The sequence below is a fragment of the Cedecea sp. Ae19-4 genome, from assembly GCF_059801165.1.
Genome location: NZ_JBCHWG010000001.1, coordinates 2564457 through 2579620, shown reverse-complemented (window position 1 = coordinate 2579620; position 15164 = coordinate 2564457). Strand labels below are relative to the sequence as shown.

General features: G+C 57.7%; 13 protein-coding genes. 7 read left to right on the top strand and 6 right to left on the bottom strand.

The genetic code is table 11. From position 1 onward, the window contains the following. The first annotated feature begins 118 nt into the window (after positions 1 to 118). The 3 genes from ypfJ to ypfH all read left to right on the top strand — a co-directional run bounded on the left by ypfJ (position 119) and on the right by ypfH (position 3802). Positions 119 to 997: a KPN_02809 family neutral zinc metallopeptidase gene (gene ypfJ / locus AAIE02_RS12200; RefSeq protein WP_034809797.1), complete on the top strand. Its 879-nt coding sequence runs from the start codon at positions 119 to 121 to the stop codon at positions 995 to 997. 3 nt (positions 998 to 1000) lie between these two features. Then, positions 1001 to 3034, top strand: a complete 2034-nt coding sequence (locus AAIE02_RS12195) for a tRNA(Met) cytidine acetyltransferase TmcA (protein ID WP_498532592.1) — start codon at positions 1001 to 1003, stop codon at positions 3032 to 3034. A gap of 72 nt (positions 3035 to 3106) precedes the next feature. Next, the gene (gene ypfH, locus AAIE02_RS12190) at positions 3107 to 3802 is read left to right on the top strand and encodes an esterase (protein ID WP_498532591.1); all 696 of its coding nucleotides are present in this window, start codon (positions 3107 to 3109) and stop codon (positions 3800 to 3802) included. 42 nt (positions 3803 to 3844) lie between these two features. Here the strand turns inward: ypfH and AAIE02_RS12185 are convergent, their stop codons facing one another. The 3 genes from AAIE02_RS12185 to AAIE02_RS12175 are packed head-to-tail and all read right to left on the bottom strand — an operon-like array spanning position 3845 to position 5549. Continuing rightward, the gene (locus AAIE02_RS12185) at positions 3845 to 4033 is read right to left on the bottom strand and encodes a YpfN family protein (protein ID WP_008460189.1); all 189 of its coding nucleotides are present in this window, start codon (positions 4031 to 4033) and stop codon (positions 3845 to 3847) included. A 27-nt stretch (positions 4034 to 4060) separates the two neighbouring features. Next, entirely contained in the window at positions 4061 to 5188 is a 1128-nt protein-coding gene (gene dapE, locus AAIE02_RS12180; RefSeq protein ID WP_498532590.1) for a succinyl-diaminopimelate desuccinylase, read from the bottom strand. A gap of 4 nt (positions 5189 to 5192) precedes the next feature. Next, the gene (locus tag AAIE02_RS12175; RefSeq protein WP_166990691.1) at positions 5193 to 5549 is read right to left on the bottom strand and encodes an ArsC family reductase; all 357 of its coding nucleotides are present in this window, start codon (positions 5547 to 5549) and stop codon (positions 5193 to 5195) included. Between the two features lie 202 nt (positions 5550 to 5751). Between AAIE02_RS12175 and ypfM the strand changes: the two genes are divergently transcribed. Further along, complete coding sequence (ypfM, locus tag AAIE02_RS12170) at positions 5752 to 5811, top strand: protein YpfM (RefSeq protein WP_139827443.1); 60 nt, start codon at positions 5752 to 5754, stop codon at positions 5809 to 5811. A 113-nt stretch (positions 5812 to 5924) separates the two neighbouring features. On the opposite strand, the gene acrD is transcribed toward ypfM, so the two are convergent. The 3 genes from acrD to narQ all read right to left on the bottom strand — a co-directional run bounded on the left by acrD (position 5925) and on the right by narQ (position 11558). Further along, positions 5925 to 9035, bottom strand: a complete 3111-nt coding sequence (gene acrD / locus AAIE02_RS12165; RefSeq protein ID WP_008460186.1) for a multidrug efflux RND transporter permease AcrD — start codon at positions 9033 to 9035, stop codon at positions 5925 to 5927. 152 nt (positions 9036 to 9187) lie between these two features. Continuing rightward, complete coding sequence (gene narP, locus AAIE02_RS12160) at positions 9188 to 9829, bottom strand: nitrate/nitrite response regulator protein NarP (RefSeq protein WP_166871949.1); 642 nt, start codon at positions 9827 to 9829, stop codon at positions 9188 to 9190. Positions 9830 to 9848: 19 nt separating this feature from the next. Further along, positions 9849 to 11558, bottom strand: coding sequence for a nitrate/nitrite two-component system sensor histidine kinase NarQ (gene narQ / locus AAIE02_RS12155; protein ID WP_336982071.1), 1710 nt, complete (start codon positions 11556 to 11558; stop codon positions 9849 to 9851). A 351-nt stretch (positions 11559 to 11909) separates the two neighbouring features. Between narQ and napF the strand changes: the two genes are divergently transcribed. Genes napF through napA form a run of 3 tightly spaced genes read left to right on the top strand, consistent with a single transcriptional unit; the run spans position 11910 to position 15137 of the window. Then, positions 11910 to 12401, top strand: a complete 492-nt coding sequence (napF, locus tag AAIE02_RS12150) for a ferredoxin-type protein NapF (RefSeq protein WP_336982073.1) — start codon at positions 11910 to 11912, stop codon at positions 12399 to 12401. Then, positions 12391 to 12654, top strand: a complete 264-nt coding sequence (napD, locus tag AAIE02_RS12145; RefSeq protein ID WP_039295845.1) for a chaperone NapD — start codon at positions 12391 to 12393, stop codon at positions 12652 to 12654. Before napF ends, napD begins: the two co-directional genes overlap by 11 nt. After that, positions 12651 to 15137, top strand: coding sequence for a nitrate reductase catalytic subunit NapA (napA, locus tag AAIE02_RS12140; RefSeq protein WP_336982075.1), 2487 nt, complete (start codon positions 12651 to 12653; stop codon positions 15135 to 15137). Before napD ends, napA begins: the two co-directional genes overlap by 4 nt. Positions 15138 to 15164: the final 27 nt, after the last annotated feature.

Below are 15164 nucleotides of genomic sequence, written 5' to 3'. Positions count from 1 at the left end.
GCAATGGGGTGCGTTTTTGCGCACCCTGTTTTTTCGCTGTCTGTTCTTATGGTAATCCTGCCGGTAACCACCTACGATCTATCCATTACATGTTGTGATTGTTAATGAGGACGAGCGTATGCGTTGGCAAGGACGTCGCGAAAGCGACAATGTAGAAGACAGGCGCAATGACGCCTCTGGCCCTGGAATGAGCATGGGCGGCGGCGGTTTTCGCATCCCACGCGGAAAAGGCGGGCTGGTGCTGCTGGTCGTGGTCATTGTGGCAAGCTATTACGGCGTCGATCTTACTTCCTTCCTGTCCGGCGAGCCGCAGGTTTCTCAGCAGTCTTCCCAGCAGCGCTCCATCAGCCCGAAAGACGACGAAGCCGCCAAATTTACCTCGGTCATTTTGGCGACAACCGAAGATACATGGGGTGAAATTTTCCAGAAGATGGGGCGTACCTACCAGCAGCCTAAGCTGGTGATGTACCGCGGGGCAACGCGCACCGGCTGTGGTACCGGCCAGTCCGTGATGGGGCCGTTCTATTGCCCGGCGGACAGCACCGTTTATATCGACCTCTCCTTCTACGATGATATGCGCAACAAACTTGGGGCGGGCGGCGACTTTGCCCAGGGCTACGTCATTGCTCACGAAGTGGGGCATCACGTGCAGAAGCTGTTGGGTATTGAACCGAAAGTGCGCCAGCTGCAGCAGAATGCTTCTCAGGCCGAAGCTAATCGCCTGTCGGTAAAAATGGAACTTCAGGCCGACTGCTTCGCCGGCGTCTGGGGGAACAGCATGCAGAAACAGCAGGTGCTTGATTCAGGTGACCTGAAAGAAGCGCTCAATGCTGCTGAAGCCATTGGGGACGACCGCCTGCAGCAGCAAAGCCAGGGCCGAGTGGTGCCGGACAGTTTTACCCACGGCACTTCCGAGCAGCGCTATACCTGGTTCAAACGGGGTTTTGACAGCGGCGATCCGGCCCAGTGCAACACCTTCGGCAATACGCTCCGTTAATCGATGACCGCAGCAACTTTCATCGCGCCGATGCAGCAGGCAACGGCGCATATGTGGCAGACGGGCATCCGCCGGCTGATGGTGCTGGCCGGTGATAGTCTGTGGAGCAGCGAGCAGGTTGCAACGCTGTCGACTTCTTTACCCGGAGACTGGCTGTGGGTTGGCTCTTCCCCTGAGTTGCCTTTGCATTGCGCGCCCTCGGCAGTGCGCAGCATGCTTGGGCGTGAGTTTCAGCATGCCGTTTTTGATGCCAGGCGAGGCCTGGATGCCGCCGCCTTCGCTGCGCTTTCCGGGATGCTCAAAGCGGGCAGTTGGTTGCTGCTATTGACGCCTGAGTGGTCGCGCTGGGCTTCGCTTCCGGATGAAGATTCCGGCCGCTGGAGCGATGCGCCACAGGCGATTCCGACTCCCCATTTTGTTTCCCATCTTCAGCGCTGCATACGGCAAGATTCAGAAGCCGTGCTGTGGCAGCAGCATAAATCATTCACCCTGAATCCTTTTGCGCACCGCCCGGTCTGGCAGCCCGCCAGCGGTGCGCCGGAGCAAGAGCAGGCCGCTATCCTTGATAATTTGTCCGGGATGGCGCGCGGCGTGGCGGTAGTAACGGCGGCCAGAGGCCGGGGGAAATCTGCGCTGGCGGGCATGCTCGTTGACCGGACACCCGGTGCTTGTCTCGTGACAGCGCCCGCGAAGGCCGCCACCGACGTGCTGGCAAGCTATGCGGGCGAATCATTTCAGTTTATGGCCCCGGACGCGCTGGCCGCAGAGCGTGAATTCGCGGCATATGACTGGCTGATTGTGGACGAGGCCGCCGCTATTCCGACCCCGCTGCTACGCCAGCTAATAGAGCGTTTCCCCCGCGTTTTACTGACCACGACGGTGCAGGGGTACGAGGGAACCGGGCGCGGATTTTTACTGAAATTCTGTGCGACATTTCCGTCCCTCAAGCTTTTCACGCTGAATACGCCGATCCGCTGGGCGCCGAACGATCCGCTGGAGCAGGTGATTGACAAGATCATGCTTTTTGATGAGCCGGATCTGGCGCAATTCCCGCAAGGCAATCCCGTTTTACAGGTTGTTGAGCAGGCAGACTGGCTTAGTAACCCTGAGCAATTAAAGCAGATGTATCGGCTGCTTTCGGGCGCACATTACCGTACCTCACCGCTCGACTGGCGGCGGATGCTTGATGCGCCCGGCCAGCATTTTATCGCGGCCATTATCAAAGAGCAGTGTGCAGGCGCTTTGTGGCTGGTTGAAGAAGGTGGACTCGATGCAACGCTAAGCCGTTGCGTGTGGGCCGGGTTCCGGCGCCCGAGAGGCAATCTGGTGGCACAATCGCTGGCGGCACATGGCGGAAGCCCATTGGCCGCTACGCTTCGCGGGCTGCGTATCAGCCGCATTGCGGTTCATCCTCTGCGTCAGCGCGAGCATATTGGTGCCAGCATGATTGAACATGCGCGGCAGGCGGTTAATCATCAATGTGATTATCTTTCGGTCAGCTTCGGCTATACCGATGAACTGTGGCGCTTCTGGCAACGCTGTGGTTTTGAGCTGGTGCGAATCGGAAGCCACAAAGAGGCCAGCAGCGGCTGCTACAGCGCTATGGCACTATTGCCTCTGACCCCCGAAGGCAGGTCGCTGGCAGAAAATGAGCGGCGGCGGCTACGGAGAGACTGGCCTTGGCAAAAAGACTGGCTGGAATTGTCTTTGCCTCTTACCGCGGATTGTCCAACAGAACTGTTGGCCGAAGACTGGGAAGAGTTATCCGGTTTTGCTTTCGCGCATCGTCCGCTGGAAGCCTGTCTGGGGGCGTTGAATCGCCTTTTGCTGGCGTCCGTTTTACCGCTGCATGCGCTTCGCGGGCGCCTGCAGCAACATGAAAGCAACGAGGCGCTCAGCCAGCGGTTGGGGCTTTCCGGCAAAAAAGCCCTGCTTACGCTAATGCGTCAGGAAGCCCAAAGCGCGTTGGAAAATCTCGATCGGGATCGCACGGCTGAGCTGCACAACGGCATTATGCAATTGCAAAAATTCCACTAACTTGTTCAATGAAACGGCATGGTCATCCCCATGCAGCGGCGTATAGTTGTCTCCATTAACCAGGAGAAAGCCATGAAACATGACCATTTTGTTGTCCAAAGCCCCGCAACGCCGGCCAGCCAGCTGATACTGCTGTTTCACGGCGTAGGCGACACGGCCAAAGCCATGGGCGAAATTGGGAGCTGGTTTGCGCCAGAGTTTCCTGATGCTCTGGTGGTCAGTATTAGCGGGCCGAATCAAAGTGGCGCAGGCCGGGAGTGGTTTTCGGTGGCAGGCGTGACGGAAGAAAACCGTCAGCAGCGCGTGGATGCCGCGATGCCTGAGTTTATTGAAGCCGTGCGTGACTGGCAGCGGCAAAGCGGTGTGCCGCCCACGGCGACGGCGCTGATTGGCTTCTCTCAGGGGGCCATTATGGCGCTGGAGAGCATTAAGGTTCAGCCGGGTCTGGCGGCTCGGGTCATTGCTTTTAGCGGACGTTATGCGGAGCTGCCGCAGCAGGCCTCCACCAGCACCACGATCCACCTGATTCATGGCGACAACGACAAAGTGATCCACGCGACACACGCGGTGGATGCCGCCGAGAAGTTACTTAGCCTGGGCGGGGACGTGACGCTGGATTTGATTGACGATCTGGGGCATGCGATAGACGACCGCAGCATGAAGGCGGCGCTGGATCACCTGCGCTACACCGTGCCGAAGCACTATTTCGATGAGGCTTTGAGCGGCGGCGCGGCACCAAAAGATGATGATCTGATTGAGCTGCTGTAAATATGCGTCTCACTCCGGAATCGCCCGGAGTGAGACAGACTGCTATTTCTTCTTAGGCCAGTCGTCCTCGTCATCCCACTTATCGTTAAAATCACGATGCGGCGGAAGCTCAGGCTTGTCTGCCATGTACTTCTTCGGATCGATTCGGTTCAGGTCTTTAATGACGTTAATAAAGATCCCCAGTAATAACACCAGGACAATAATCCACCAGTAATGCGATAGCCATTCCATGCTGATACCTCTTCAGTTGGCTGCCCGTCAGGCGACAAGCTGTTCCATAATGCGCTGATACATCCGGGCCAGCAGCTGCAGGTCGGCGGCGTTAACGCATTCATTGATTTTATGAATGGTGGCATTCACCGGCCCCAGCTCAACAACCTGAGCACCCATGCGGGCGATAAAGCGCCCGTCAGATGTACCGCCCGTGGTTAACAGCTGCGGTTTAATTTCATTATAGTGCTCAACGGCGTTCACTACCGCATCCACCAGCTTACCGCGTGACGTCAGGAACGGCAGACCGGAAAGCCACCACTCGACGGTGTAGCGCAGTTCGTACTTATCCAGCAGGGCGATAACGCGCTGCTTGATGTCTTCATCGGTTAGCTCGGTGCTGAAGCGGAAGTTAAACTGCACAAACATATCGCCCGGAATAACGTTGTTGCTGCCGGTGCCGGCCTTCACGTTGGCAACCTGCATGCTGGTGGCCGGGAAGAACTCGTTGCCCTTATCCCACTCAATATCCGTCAGCTCTGCCAGCATTGGCGCTGCGCGATGTACCGGGTTATCGGCCAGATGCGGGTAGGCAACGTGGCCCTGGACGCCGTGAATGGTCAGGTTACAGGTCAGGGAGCCGCGACGGCCATTTTTCACCACGTCGCCAACGACTTCGGTACTGGACGGCTCGCCAACCAGGCAGTAGTCCAGACGCTCGCGGCGCGCCATCAGCGCTTCAACAACCTTCACGGTGCCGTTGGTTGCGCTGGCTTCTTCGTCGGAGGTAATCAGGAACGCCAGACGGCCTTTATGGTTGGGGTGCTGGGCGACAAAACGTTCAGCCGCTACCACCATCGCCGCCAGCGAACCTTTCATGTCCGCCGCGCCACGACCAAACAGCATTCCGTCGCGAATCGTGGGCTCAAACGGCGGGTTAATCCAACGGTCGGCATCCCCTGATGGCACCACGTCGGTGTGCCCGGCAAACGCCAGCGTCTCACCCTGCCCACGCCAGGCCCAGAAGTTCTGGGTGTCGCCAAAATCCATGTGTTCAACGGTAAAACCAATCGCGCGCAGGCGCTCAATCAGCAGCGCCTGGCAACCGGCATCATCGGGGCTCAGGGAAGGACGACGAATAAGCTGTTGCGTCAGCTCAATAACCGGGCAGGACATAGGACTATACCTCGTTGATAAACTGCTGATAATGAGTTTCGTTGAAACCCAGCAGCATAGGCTGACCGGGCGCGCAGAGCAATGGGCGTTTGATGATTGCCGGCATCTCCAGCATCAGCGCCGCCGCGCTTTGTGCGTCATTGATGGATGCGCGATGGGCCTCATCCAGCTTGCGCCAGGTTGTGCCCCGCGTATTTAGCAGCGCTTCCCAACCAAGCTCAGAGATAAAACTGTTCAGCAGCGCGGCATCCAGCCCGTCAGCTCGATAGTCGTGAAACTGGTAATCCACGCCCTGAGCTTCTAAAAAGCGGCGCGCCTTTTTGATGGTGTCGCAATTTTTAATGCCGTACATGGTGATCATAGTGGCGGTCGGTTCCGTTTTAGTTTGCCATAGGGCAACCATTCTGCCGCAGGTGAGGGGAATTATCGAGCCGCGATTCAGTGCTAAACCGTTATTCTGCTAACGATATATTTGTGATGGCGCTCAATAGTTGACCGCTCAAAAAAGGTTCAACTGCAGGATATATCCGCGTATACTTGCGCCAACATCAAGAGAGGCGGTTATGATCGAGCACGAATTAGGGCAGTGGAAAGACTTCATCGAAGGTATGTTGCGCAAATAAGCGTTCCGGCATAAAAAGCAACGGCGCGATATTCTGGTACTGAATACTCTGCGAACATCAGCAAAAAGGCGACCTGAAAAGGCCGCCTTTTTTGTGGCTTATTGCCCGAGAGTTTAGTCGTGGTGCTCTTTGAGCGGGAAGCGTCTGCGCACCAGGACAAAGAACAGCGGCACAAAGAAGATGGCCAGCACGGTGGCGGAGATCATCCCGCCCATCACGCCGGTGCCTACCGCATGCTGGCTGCCGGAGCCTGCCCCGGTGCTGGTCGCCATCGGCAGAACCCCGAAAATAAACGCCAGGGACGTCATTAATATCGGGCGCAGTCGCTGGCGGCAGGCCTCAAGCGTGGCGGCAACCAGGTCCTGGCCTTTGGCGTTCAGGTCGTTGGCAAATTCGACGATTAAAATGGCATTTTTCGCCGAAAGGCCGATCACCGTTAGCAGCCCGACCTGGAAGTAAACGTCATTCTCAAGGCCTCGCATCCAGGTGGCGAGCAGGGCGCCAATCACCCCAAGCGGTACCACCAGCATGACGGAGAACGGCACGGACCAGCTCTCGTACAGCGCCGCAAGGCACAGGAATACGACCAGCAATGAAATGGCATACAGGGCAGGTGCCTGCGCGCCGGAGAGGCGTTCCTGGTAGGACATGCCCGTCCACTCGAGACCAAAGCCGTTCGGCAGCTTGCTGACCAGATCTTCCATAATGTCCATGGCGGTACCGGTACTTAACCCAGGTGCCGCTTCCCCGACAATTTCCAGCGCGGAATAGCCGTTGTATCGCTCCAGGCGAGGCGAGCCTGTTTCCCACCGGGAAGTGGCAAAGGCGGAGAACGGCACCATGCCGCCTGTTTTATTACGCACGTACCAGCTATTGATATCGTCCGGCAGCATGCGGTACTTGGCCGCAGCCTGGACATACACTTTCTTCACGCGCCCGCGATCCATAAAGTCATTCACATAGCTTGAGCCCCAGGCCGTTTGCAGGGTGTTGTTGATATCATCGATGGAGACGCCCAGCGCCTGAGCCTTACGCTGGTCGATATCGATTTGCAGCTGCGGGCTGTCGTCCAGGCCGTTGTGGCGCACTCGCGTGAGCTGCGGGTTATTGCCGGCCATTTCCAGCAGCTGGTCACGCGCCTGCATGAGCGCATCGTGCCCCGCGCCGGCATGATCCTGCAGCTCCATATCAAAGCCTGCGGCGTTGCCCAAACCGTTAATCGCGGGCGGGCTGCTGGCAATGACGCGCGCTTCTTTGATCTTATTAAAGGCTTTGGTGGCCCGTTCAATGATGGCAAACGAACTGCCGTCGGCGCTGCGTTCGTCCCAGTCCTTCAGGCGAATAAACATGCGCGCCACGTTTTGCCCGTTCCCGCCCGGGCCTGCGCCAATGGTGGAGAACACCGACACGACGTTGTCTTTCTCTTTGGTGAGGTAATACTGCTCCACCTGCTGCACCACTTTGGTTGTCTGCTGCTGCGTTGCGCCGCTCGGAAGCTGTACTGACGTGGTGAACACGCCGCGGTCTTCCTGGGGCAGGAATGACGTCGGCAGTTTGAGGAACAGGAACACCATGCCGCCAAGCAGCAGGGCATAAATCAGCATCCAGCGTAGGCTACGGGAGAGGATTCTTGCCACGCCGTTTTCGTAGCGTTCGGCACTGCGGTTAAAGGTGCGGTTAAACCAGCCAAAGAAGCCTTTCTGGCCGTGATGCTCACCTTTATGCAACGGCTTAAGAATGGTTGCACACAGGGCTGGGGTGAGGATCATCGCCACCAGCACCGAGAGCACCATGGCGGCGACGATAGTGACCGAGAACTGGCGGTAAATCGCCCCGGTTGTGCCGCCAAAGAACGCCATCGGCACGAACACGGCGGAGAGCACCATGGCGATGCCGACCAGCGCTCCCTGGATTTGGCCCATAGATTTGCGTGTCGCCTCCCGAGGGGAGAGGCCTTCCTCGCTCATAATTCGCTCGACGTTTTCTACCACCACGATGGCGTCATCCACCAGCAGGCCGATAGCCAGTACGGTGGCGAACATCGTCAGCGTGTTAATGCTGTAGCCGAAGACATACAGCACGGCAAAGGTGCCGAGCAGCACCACCGGTACGGCAATCGTCGGGATAAGCGTGGCGCGGAAGTTTTGCAGGAACAGGTACATCACCAGGAACACCAGCAGAATCGCTTCCAGCAGCGTTTTCACCACGTCGGTGATTGAGGCTTTAACGAACGGGGAGGTTTCGTAGGCGATTTTAGCTTCCAGACCGTGTGGGAAAAACTGCGAAAGCTCTTCGATTTTGGCGCGGGCCAGCTTGTCGGTTTCCATTTCGTTGGCACCGGAAGCCAGCTTAATGCCAAGCCCGGAAGCGGGCTGCCCGTTGTAGGTGCTCAGGAAGTCATATTTCTCCGCCCCCATCTCAACGTCCGCCACATCCCCCAGCGTGACCAGCGAACCGTCCTGATTCACCCTCAGCGTAATGTCTTTGAACTGCTGCGGTGTTTGCAGGAGCGACTGGGCATTGATGGTGGCGTTCAGCGCCTGTTTGTCCAGCGACGGCGTGCCGCCAAGCTGGCCCACGGCAATTTGCGCATTCTGGGATTTGATGGCGGTGACCACGTCCTGGGTGGTCATCTGGTAGTTGATGAGCTTATTCGGGTCGAGCCAGATACGCATGGAATACTGCGAGCCGTAAGCATCGACGCTGCCGACGCCGTTCACGCGGCTCATCGGGTCCTGTACGTTACTGGCCACGTAGTCAGCGATGTCCTGCTTATCCATGCTGCCGTCGGTGGAAACAAAGGCCACCATCAGAATATTGGTGTCACCGGTCTTGTTCACCGTGACGCCCTGAGTCTGCACGTCCTGCGGCAGCTTTCTTACCGCAGACTGCAGCTGGTTTTGCACCTGCTGTACCGCAGAGTCCGGGTCCGTCCCGGCCTTAAAGCTCAGGGTAATGGTGGCCTGACCGGCGCTGCTGCTTTGGGACGACATGTACATCATGTTGTCCAGGCCGGTCATGCTTTGCTCTATCACCTGCGTGACGGTGTTTTCCAGGGTTTGCGCGGAAGCACCTGGATAGTTGGCGGTGATCCTTACGTTGGGTGGCGCAAGATCGGGATATTGTTCGACGGGCAGTGAAAAAATAGCCAGTGCCCCGGTCAGGCAAAGTAAAATTGCCAGCACCCAGGCAAAAATGGGGCGAGAAATGAAAAAATTCGCCATGCGGTCAGGACCCCTTAAAAGCTTCTAATTGTTATCAATAACCGCATCACTGTAGCTTTAACCGCTTAGTCAAACGTGGAGAAATCTAGGAGATAGTGTAAATATGCTTTGGAATTGGCAGGATTTGTAACCATACCGTTTATTGGGTCGTTTTAACCCCGGCTTTCCAAAAATAATACCGTGGCCGCGACGCGTGACCTTACCTGCAGCTTACGAAGCAGGTTACGGATATGCACTTTTACCGTCTCTTCTGAAATATGCAGCCCGCTGGCAATTTGCTTATTTGACAGCCCACGGGCCACCTCTGACAGCACGTCCAGCTCACGCTCAGTGAGAATAGCAAACGGATCGCTGCTCTGCCGCTCACTCCCACGGTTGGTCAGATACTCGCGTACCTGCTCGCTAAATGCTTTTTCACCCGTCAGGCAGCGGTGAATGTCCTGCAATAAAACCTCCGGATCGCTGTCTTTCAGCAGGTAACCATCGGCCCCGGCATCAATCAGCGTAAAGATATCGCTGCGGGCGTCGGACACGGTCAGGATAACCACGCGGGCGCTGATCCCGTCCCGGCGCAGGGCGTTGAGCGTATCGAGGCCGCTCAGGCCCTTCATGTTCAGGTCGAGCAGAATCAAATCCGGTGAAAGGCGATTCGCTAAACTGATGGCCTCCGCACCGCTGCTGGCTTCACCGACGACCGTAAACGTGCTGTCCAGCTCAAGCAACTGGCGCACTCCGCGCCGCATCAGCGGGTGATCGTCCACGATTAAAACCTGGTATACCGTTTTCTCAGACATTGCTAACTCCTGAATAAAGCTAATTATTGTTATGGCTCCCGGCGTCAGCCAGAGGCGCAGAGGTAAAGTGGACTTCTACTCGCGTTCCGCCCTCTGGCGGACGGGATATTGTCAGCAGGCCGCCAAGTCGGCCTGCGCGTTCGTGCATGATATTCAGCCCGTAGTGACCTTCCGGCTCTTCAAGGCTGGCAATCCCGTGCCCGTCGTCAAATACCGAAGCGAAATGCTCGCCGCCGCTTTCTGAGCGGCAAACCACCTCAATATGGCTCGCATTGGCGTGTTTAATCGCATTCAGTACCGCCTCCCGGATGATTTGCAGCAGGTGGATTTGCTGCGAAGCGTCCAGAACCTGAGTCGGCATGCTGCATTTCAGGCTAATGTCTGCCTGGGTTTGCTCGCGCAGCGGTTCAAGCAGCTCCTGCAGCGCGGCGGGTAAATCTGCCTGCTGCAGCGTCAGGCGGAAGGTGGTGAGCAGCTCGCGTAGCTGGCGATAGGCGTCGTTTAAGGCCTGTGAAAAATCCCCGACAATTCGCTGTGCGGGCAGGTTTTCCTCGGGCACCGCGCGCTTGAGCAGCGTCAGTTGGATACGAAGATATGAGAGCACCTGGGCCAGAGAGTCATGCAGCTCGCGGGCAATCGTAGCCCGTTCCTCCATTAACAGCAGTTGCTGGTAGTGTTTTTGTGCCTGATTAAAGTACACACCTCGCCCCAGCATGGTGGCCACGCTTTTCATCAGCTGTTGGGAAGGGGCTTTATCCGGTGACTGCCAGCGCAGCGTGCCAAAAGCGCTGTCCTGCTGAACCAGCGGCAGGGTATGCCATTTTTCGTCCGGGACCGGGGAGCCTTCCGTCAGCCGCCAGTTTTCACCCACCTGCATTTCCAGGGCGCTGACCGCCTCATGCTGGTGGATGATTTGCAGGATCTGCATGAAACAGTCGCGATTGATGGTGCTGACGTTCAGCGCCTGGGAGCAGCTGTACAGCACTTCGAGCATGCGGTTGGCTTCCTGCAGGCGCAGGGTCTTTTGCTCCACCTGCTGCTCTAAGGAACGATAAAGTTTTTGCAGCTCATCCGCCATGCGGATAAAAGCCTGTGCCAGGGCACCCAGCTCATTGGGCAGAGAGCGGTCAAGGTTCGGGAGGGTAAATTCGCCGCGCTCAATAGCTTTACTCGCTTCCACCATGGTATTGAGCGGCATGACCACCTGCTGGCGGATGCGGCGCAAAGTGAAGAATACCAGGGTAAAAATAGCGATAAAACCGACCACCGAAGCCGCGACAACCTGCATCATTTTTCGCTCGGCATAATGCTGCAGCGCCAGCACGAACAGGTCGATTTGTTCCACGTAGGCGGCAATGTTATAGCGGTACCAGTCGATGTCTTCGTTCTGAATATGCTGTTGCATTTGCTGCCAGGCCTGCTGCAGAGCGTTATAGCGGGCTTGCACCTCAGCAGGCACCCAAAACCGGTTAAGCTGCAGCAATGTTGGGGCGTTCAGCGACTGTTGAAACTGCTGTAAATGTGCCGGAATAGCCCTGGGGTTACTCTGAAGATCGTAGCCCAGACGGTAGCTCTGCATACGCAGCGAGCCCGCAATGTTCACCGCTTCTGCGTCTTTCAGGCTGCTGGCGAGCGTCAGCATTGCGATGCCGGTGGAAAGCAATGACAGCAAAACAATCGAAAAGAAAGCGCGGGCAAGGCTGGTGGAGACCGAGCGTTTGACTGTCACTGGGGAATAACCCTTTAAAGTATGCGGTGGAGCGAAACCTACCAGAATCTGCCTGAGACGCAAACGCCTGGCGGTGACTTTTTCGCCCCAGCGCGAAAAATGCAGCCGTATTTAACGCAAGCTTTGCGACAGCATAACGTCTGCCTTACATCTGCTGATTCCTCCTCGTCACGCCGAAACCGTGCACCTCTTTGATCCGACAACGGCATTTACCCCTTTATGGGGATGCTTTTGTAACCCCTCATCACATACCTTAAGTGCCGTAAAAACCGCAGAGAATACGCGGATAAAAAGAATAACGTTTCTACCCGGTGGCGACCTGGCCGGGCATTTTGAGCAAGGATCTGCCCAATGGCTAAACTGACCCGTCGTGGCCTGCTGACCGGGGGCTGGCACAGTTCTACTCCCGCTGTTCGCCCTCCATGGAGCGGCGATGAAAACCATTTTCTTCTGGACTGCACGCGCTGCGATAGCTGCGTGACCGCCTGTCAGAGCCGGGTGCTTCGCCGTGGCCAGGGCGGCTACCCCGAAATCGACTTTAGCCGGGGGGAGTGCACTTTCTGCTACGCGTGCGCGGACGCCTGCCCTCAGCGGCTTTTTGCCCCGCAATCAGCGCAACCCTGGGCACTGACTTTACAGCTCGGCGAAACCTGTCTGGCCTGGCATCAGGTGGAATGTCGCAGCTGCGAAGATGCCTGTGAACCGCAGGCCATCCGGTTCATCCCCACTCTGCAGGACGTTTCCCGTCCACAGATTTCTTTGTCTGCCTGTCACGGCTGCGGCGCTTGTGTTGCCGGGTGCCCAACGTCAGCCATCACCCTGAGGCCACAAAATGCACACTGACTGGCACGTATGCGGCCTGGTGGTTCAGGCCAGACCTGAACATGTTGCTGCCGTACGCAGCGCGATCAACTCGCTGCCCGGCAGCGAGGTTGCGGTTGACGATATCGACAGCGGCAAACTTGCGGTGGTTATTGAAGCCGCCGAAAGCAACACGCTGCTGGAACAAATTGAGCGGGCACGCAATATCTCCGGCGTGCTGGCGGTGTCGCTGGTTTATCACCAGCAGAATGAACAAGGTGAGGAAGCACCATGAAACTCAGTCGTCGTAGCTTTATGAAAGCGAATGCCGTTGCCGCAGCTGCCGCGGCGGCGGGCCTCAGCGCACCGGGCGTGGCTCGTGCGGTGGTCGGCAAACCCGATGCCATTAAATGGGACAAAGCGCCGTGCCGCTTCTGCGGTACCGGCTGCGGCGTGCTGGTGGGGACCCAAAACGGCCGCGTCGTCGCAAGCCAGGGCGACCCGGAAGCGCCGGTCAACCGAGGGCTGAATTGCATTAAGGGCTACTTCCTGCCAAAGATCATGTACGGAAAAGATCGTCTCACCCAGCCGCTGCTGCGCATGAAAGACGGGCAGTACCACAAAGAGGGCGAGTTCCAGCCGGTAAGCTGGGAAAAAGCCTTCGACGTGATGGAAGATAAATTCAAGAACGCCCTGAAAGAGAAAGGCCCGGACGGCATCGGCATGTTTGGCTCCGGGCAGTGGACGGTGTGGGAAGGCTACGCCGCCGCGAAGCTGTTCAAGGCAGGCTTCCGTTCGAACAACATCGATCCGAACGCGCGTCACTGCATGGCGTCTGCCGTCGTGGGCTTTATGCGCACCTTCGGCATGGATGAGCCGATGGGCTGCTATGACGATATTGAGCAGGCGGACGCCTTTGTGCTTTGGGGCTCCAACATGGCAGAGATGCATCCGGTGCTCTGGTCACGCATCGCTAACCGCCGCCTGACCGATGAAAACGTCAAGGTTGCCGTGCTTTCGACCTTCCAGCACCGCAGCTTCGAGCTGGCGGACAACGGTATGGTCTTCACGCCGCAAAGCGATCTGGCGATCCTGAACTACATCGCCAACCACATCATTCAGAACAACGCGGTGAACGAGTCGTTCTTTAAGCAGCACGTTAACCTGCGCTGTGGCGTGACGGATATTGGCTATGGGCTGCGCCCGACGCACCCGCTGGAAAAGGCCGCGAAGAATCCGGGATCTGACGCTTCCGAGCCGATGAGCTTCGACGAATACAAAACGTTTGTCGCCGAGTACACGCTGGAGAAAACCGCTGCAATGAGCGGGGTGCCGAAAGACCAGCTTGAAGCGCTCGCGAAGCTCTACGCTGACCCGAATAAGAAAGTGATTTCCTACTGGACGATGGGCTTTAACCAGCACGTGCGCGGCGTCTGGGCGAATAACCTGGTTTACAACCTGCATCTTCTGACCGGGAAAATCTCTCAGCCAGGCTGCGGGCCATTCTCGCTGACGGGGCAGCCGTCCGCCTGCGGCACCGCGCGTGAAGTGGGCACTTTTGCACACCGCTTACCGGCAGACATGGTCGTCACCAACGAAAAGCACCGGGAGATCGTCGAAAAAACCTGGCAGCTGCCCGCCGGCACCATTCCAGCCAAAGTGGGTTTGCACGCAGTGGCGCAGGACAGGGCGCTGAAAGACGGCAAGCTCAACGTGTACTGGGTGATGTGCAACAACAACATGCAGGCCGGGCCGAATATCACCGAAGAGCGTATGCCGGGCTGGCGCGATCCGCGTAATTTCATCATCGTCTCCGATCCTTATCCGACCATCAGCGCGTTAACGGCGGACCTGATCCTGCCGACGGCAATGTGGGTTGAGAAAGAGGGCGCCTACGGTAACGCCGAGCGCCGTACGCAGTTCTGGCGTCAGCAGGTGAGCGCGCCGGGCGAGGCGAAGTCCGATCTCTGGCAACTTGTGACCTTCGCAAAACGCTTCAAGGTCGAGGATGTCTGGCCTGCTGAGCTTCTCGAGAAAAAACCAGAATACCGGGACAAAACCCTGTTCGACGTGCTGTTTGCCAGCGATGCGGTCCGCAAGTTCCCGGTGACCGAACTGGCAGCAGAGCAGCTAAACGACGAATCCCGCGAGCTGGGCTTCTACCTGCAAAAAGGCCTGTTTGAGGAATACGCCAGCTTTGGCCGCGGGCACGGGCACGATCTGGCCCCGTTTGACGAGTATCACAAAGCCCGGGGCTTACGCTGGCCGGTGGTCGACGGGAAAGAAACCCAGTGGCGCTACAGCGAGGGCCACGACCCGTACGTTAAGGCCGGGGAAGGCTTCAAGTTCTACGGTAAACCGGACGGGAAAGCGGTGATCTTCGCGCTGCCGTTCGAGCCGGCGGCAGAAGCCCCGGACCAGGAGTACGACCTGTGGCTATCTACCGGGCGTGTGCTCGAGCACTGGCATACCGGCAGCATGACGCGCCGCGTGCCGGAGCTGCATCGTGCCTTCCCCGAGGCCGTCACGTTTGTGCATCCGCTGGATGCCCAGGCGCGCGGTCTGCGCCGTGGCGACAAAGTGAAGGTGATTTCTCGCCGTGGTGAAGTGGTTTCCATCGTCGAAACCCGTGGCCGCAATAAGCCGCCCCGAGGCCTGGTCTACATGCCGTTCTTCGACGCCGCGCAGCTTGTGAATAACCTGACGCTCGACGCCACCGACCCGCTCTCCAAAGAGGCGGATTTCAAGAAGTGCGCCGTAAAGCTGGCGAAGGTGTAACGTGCAATGCCCTTCGGTCGCGGCATC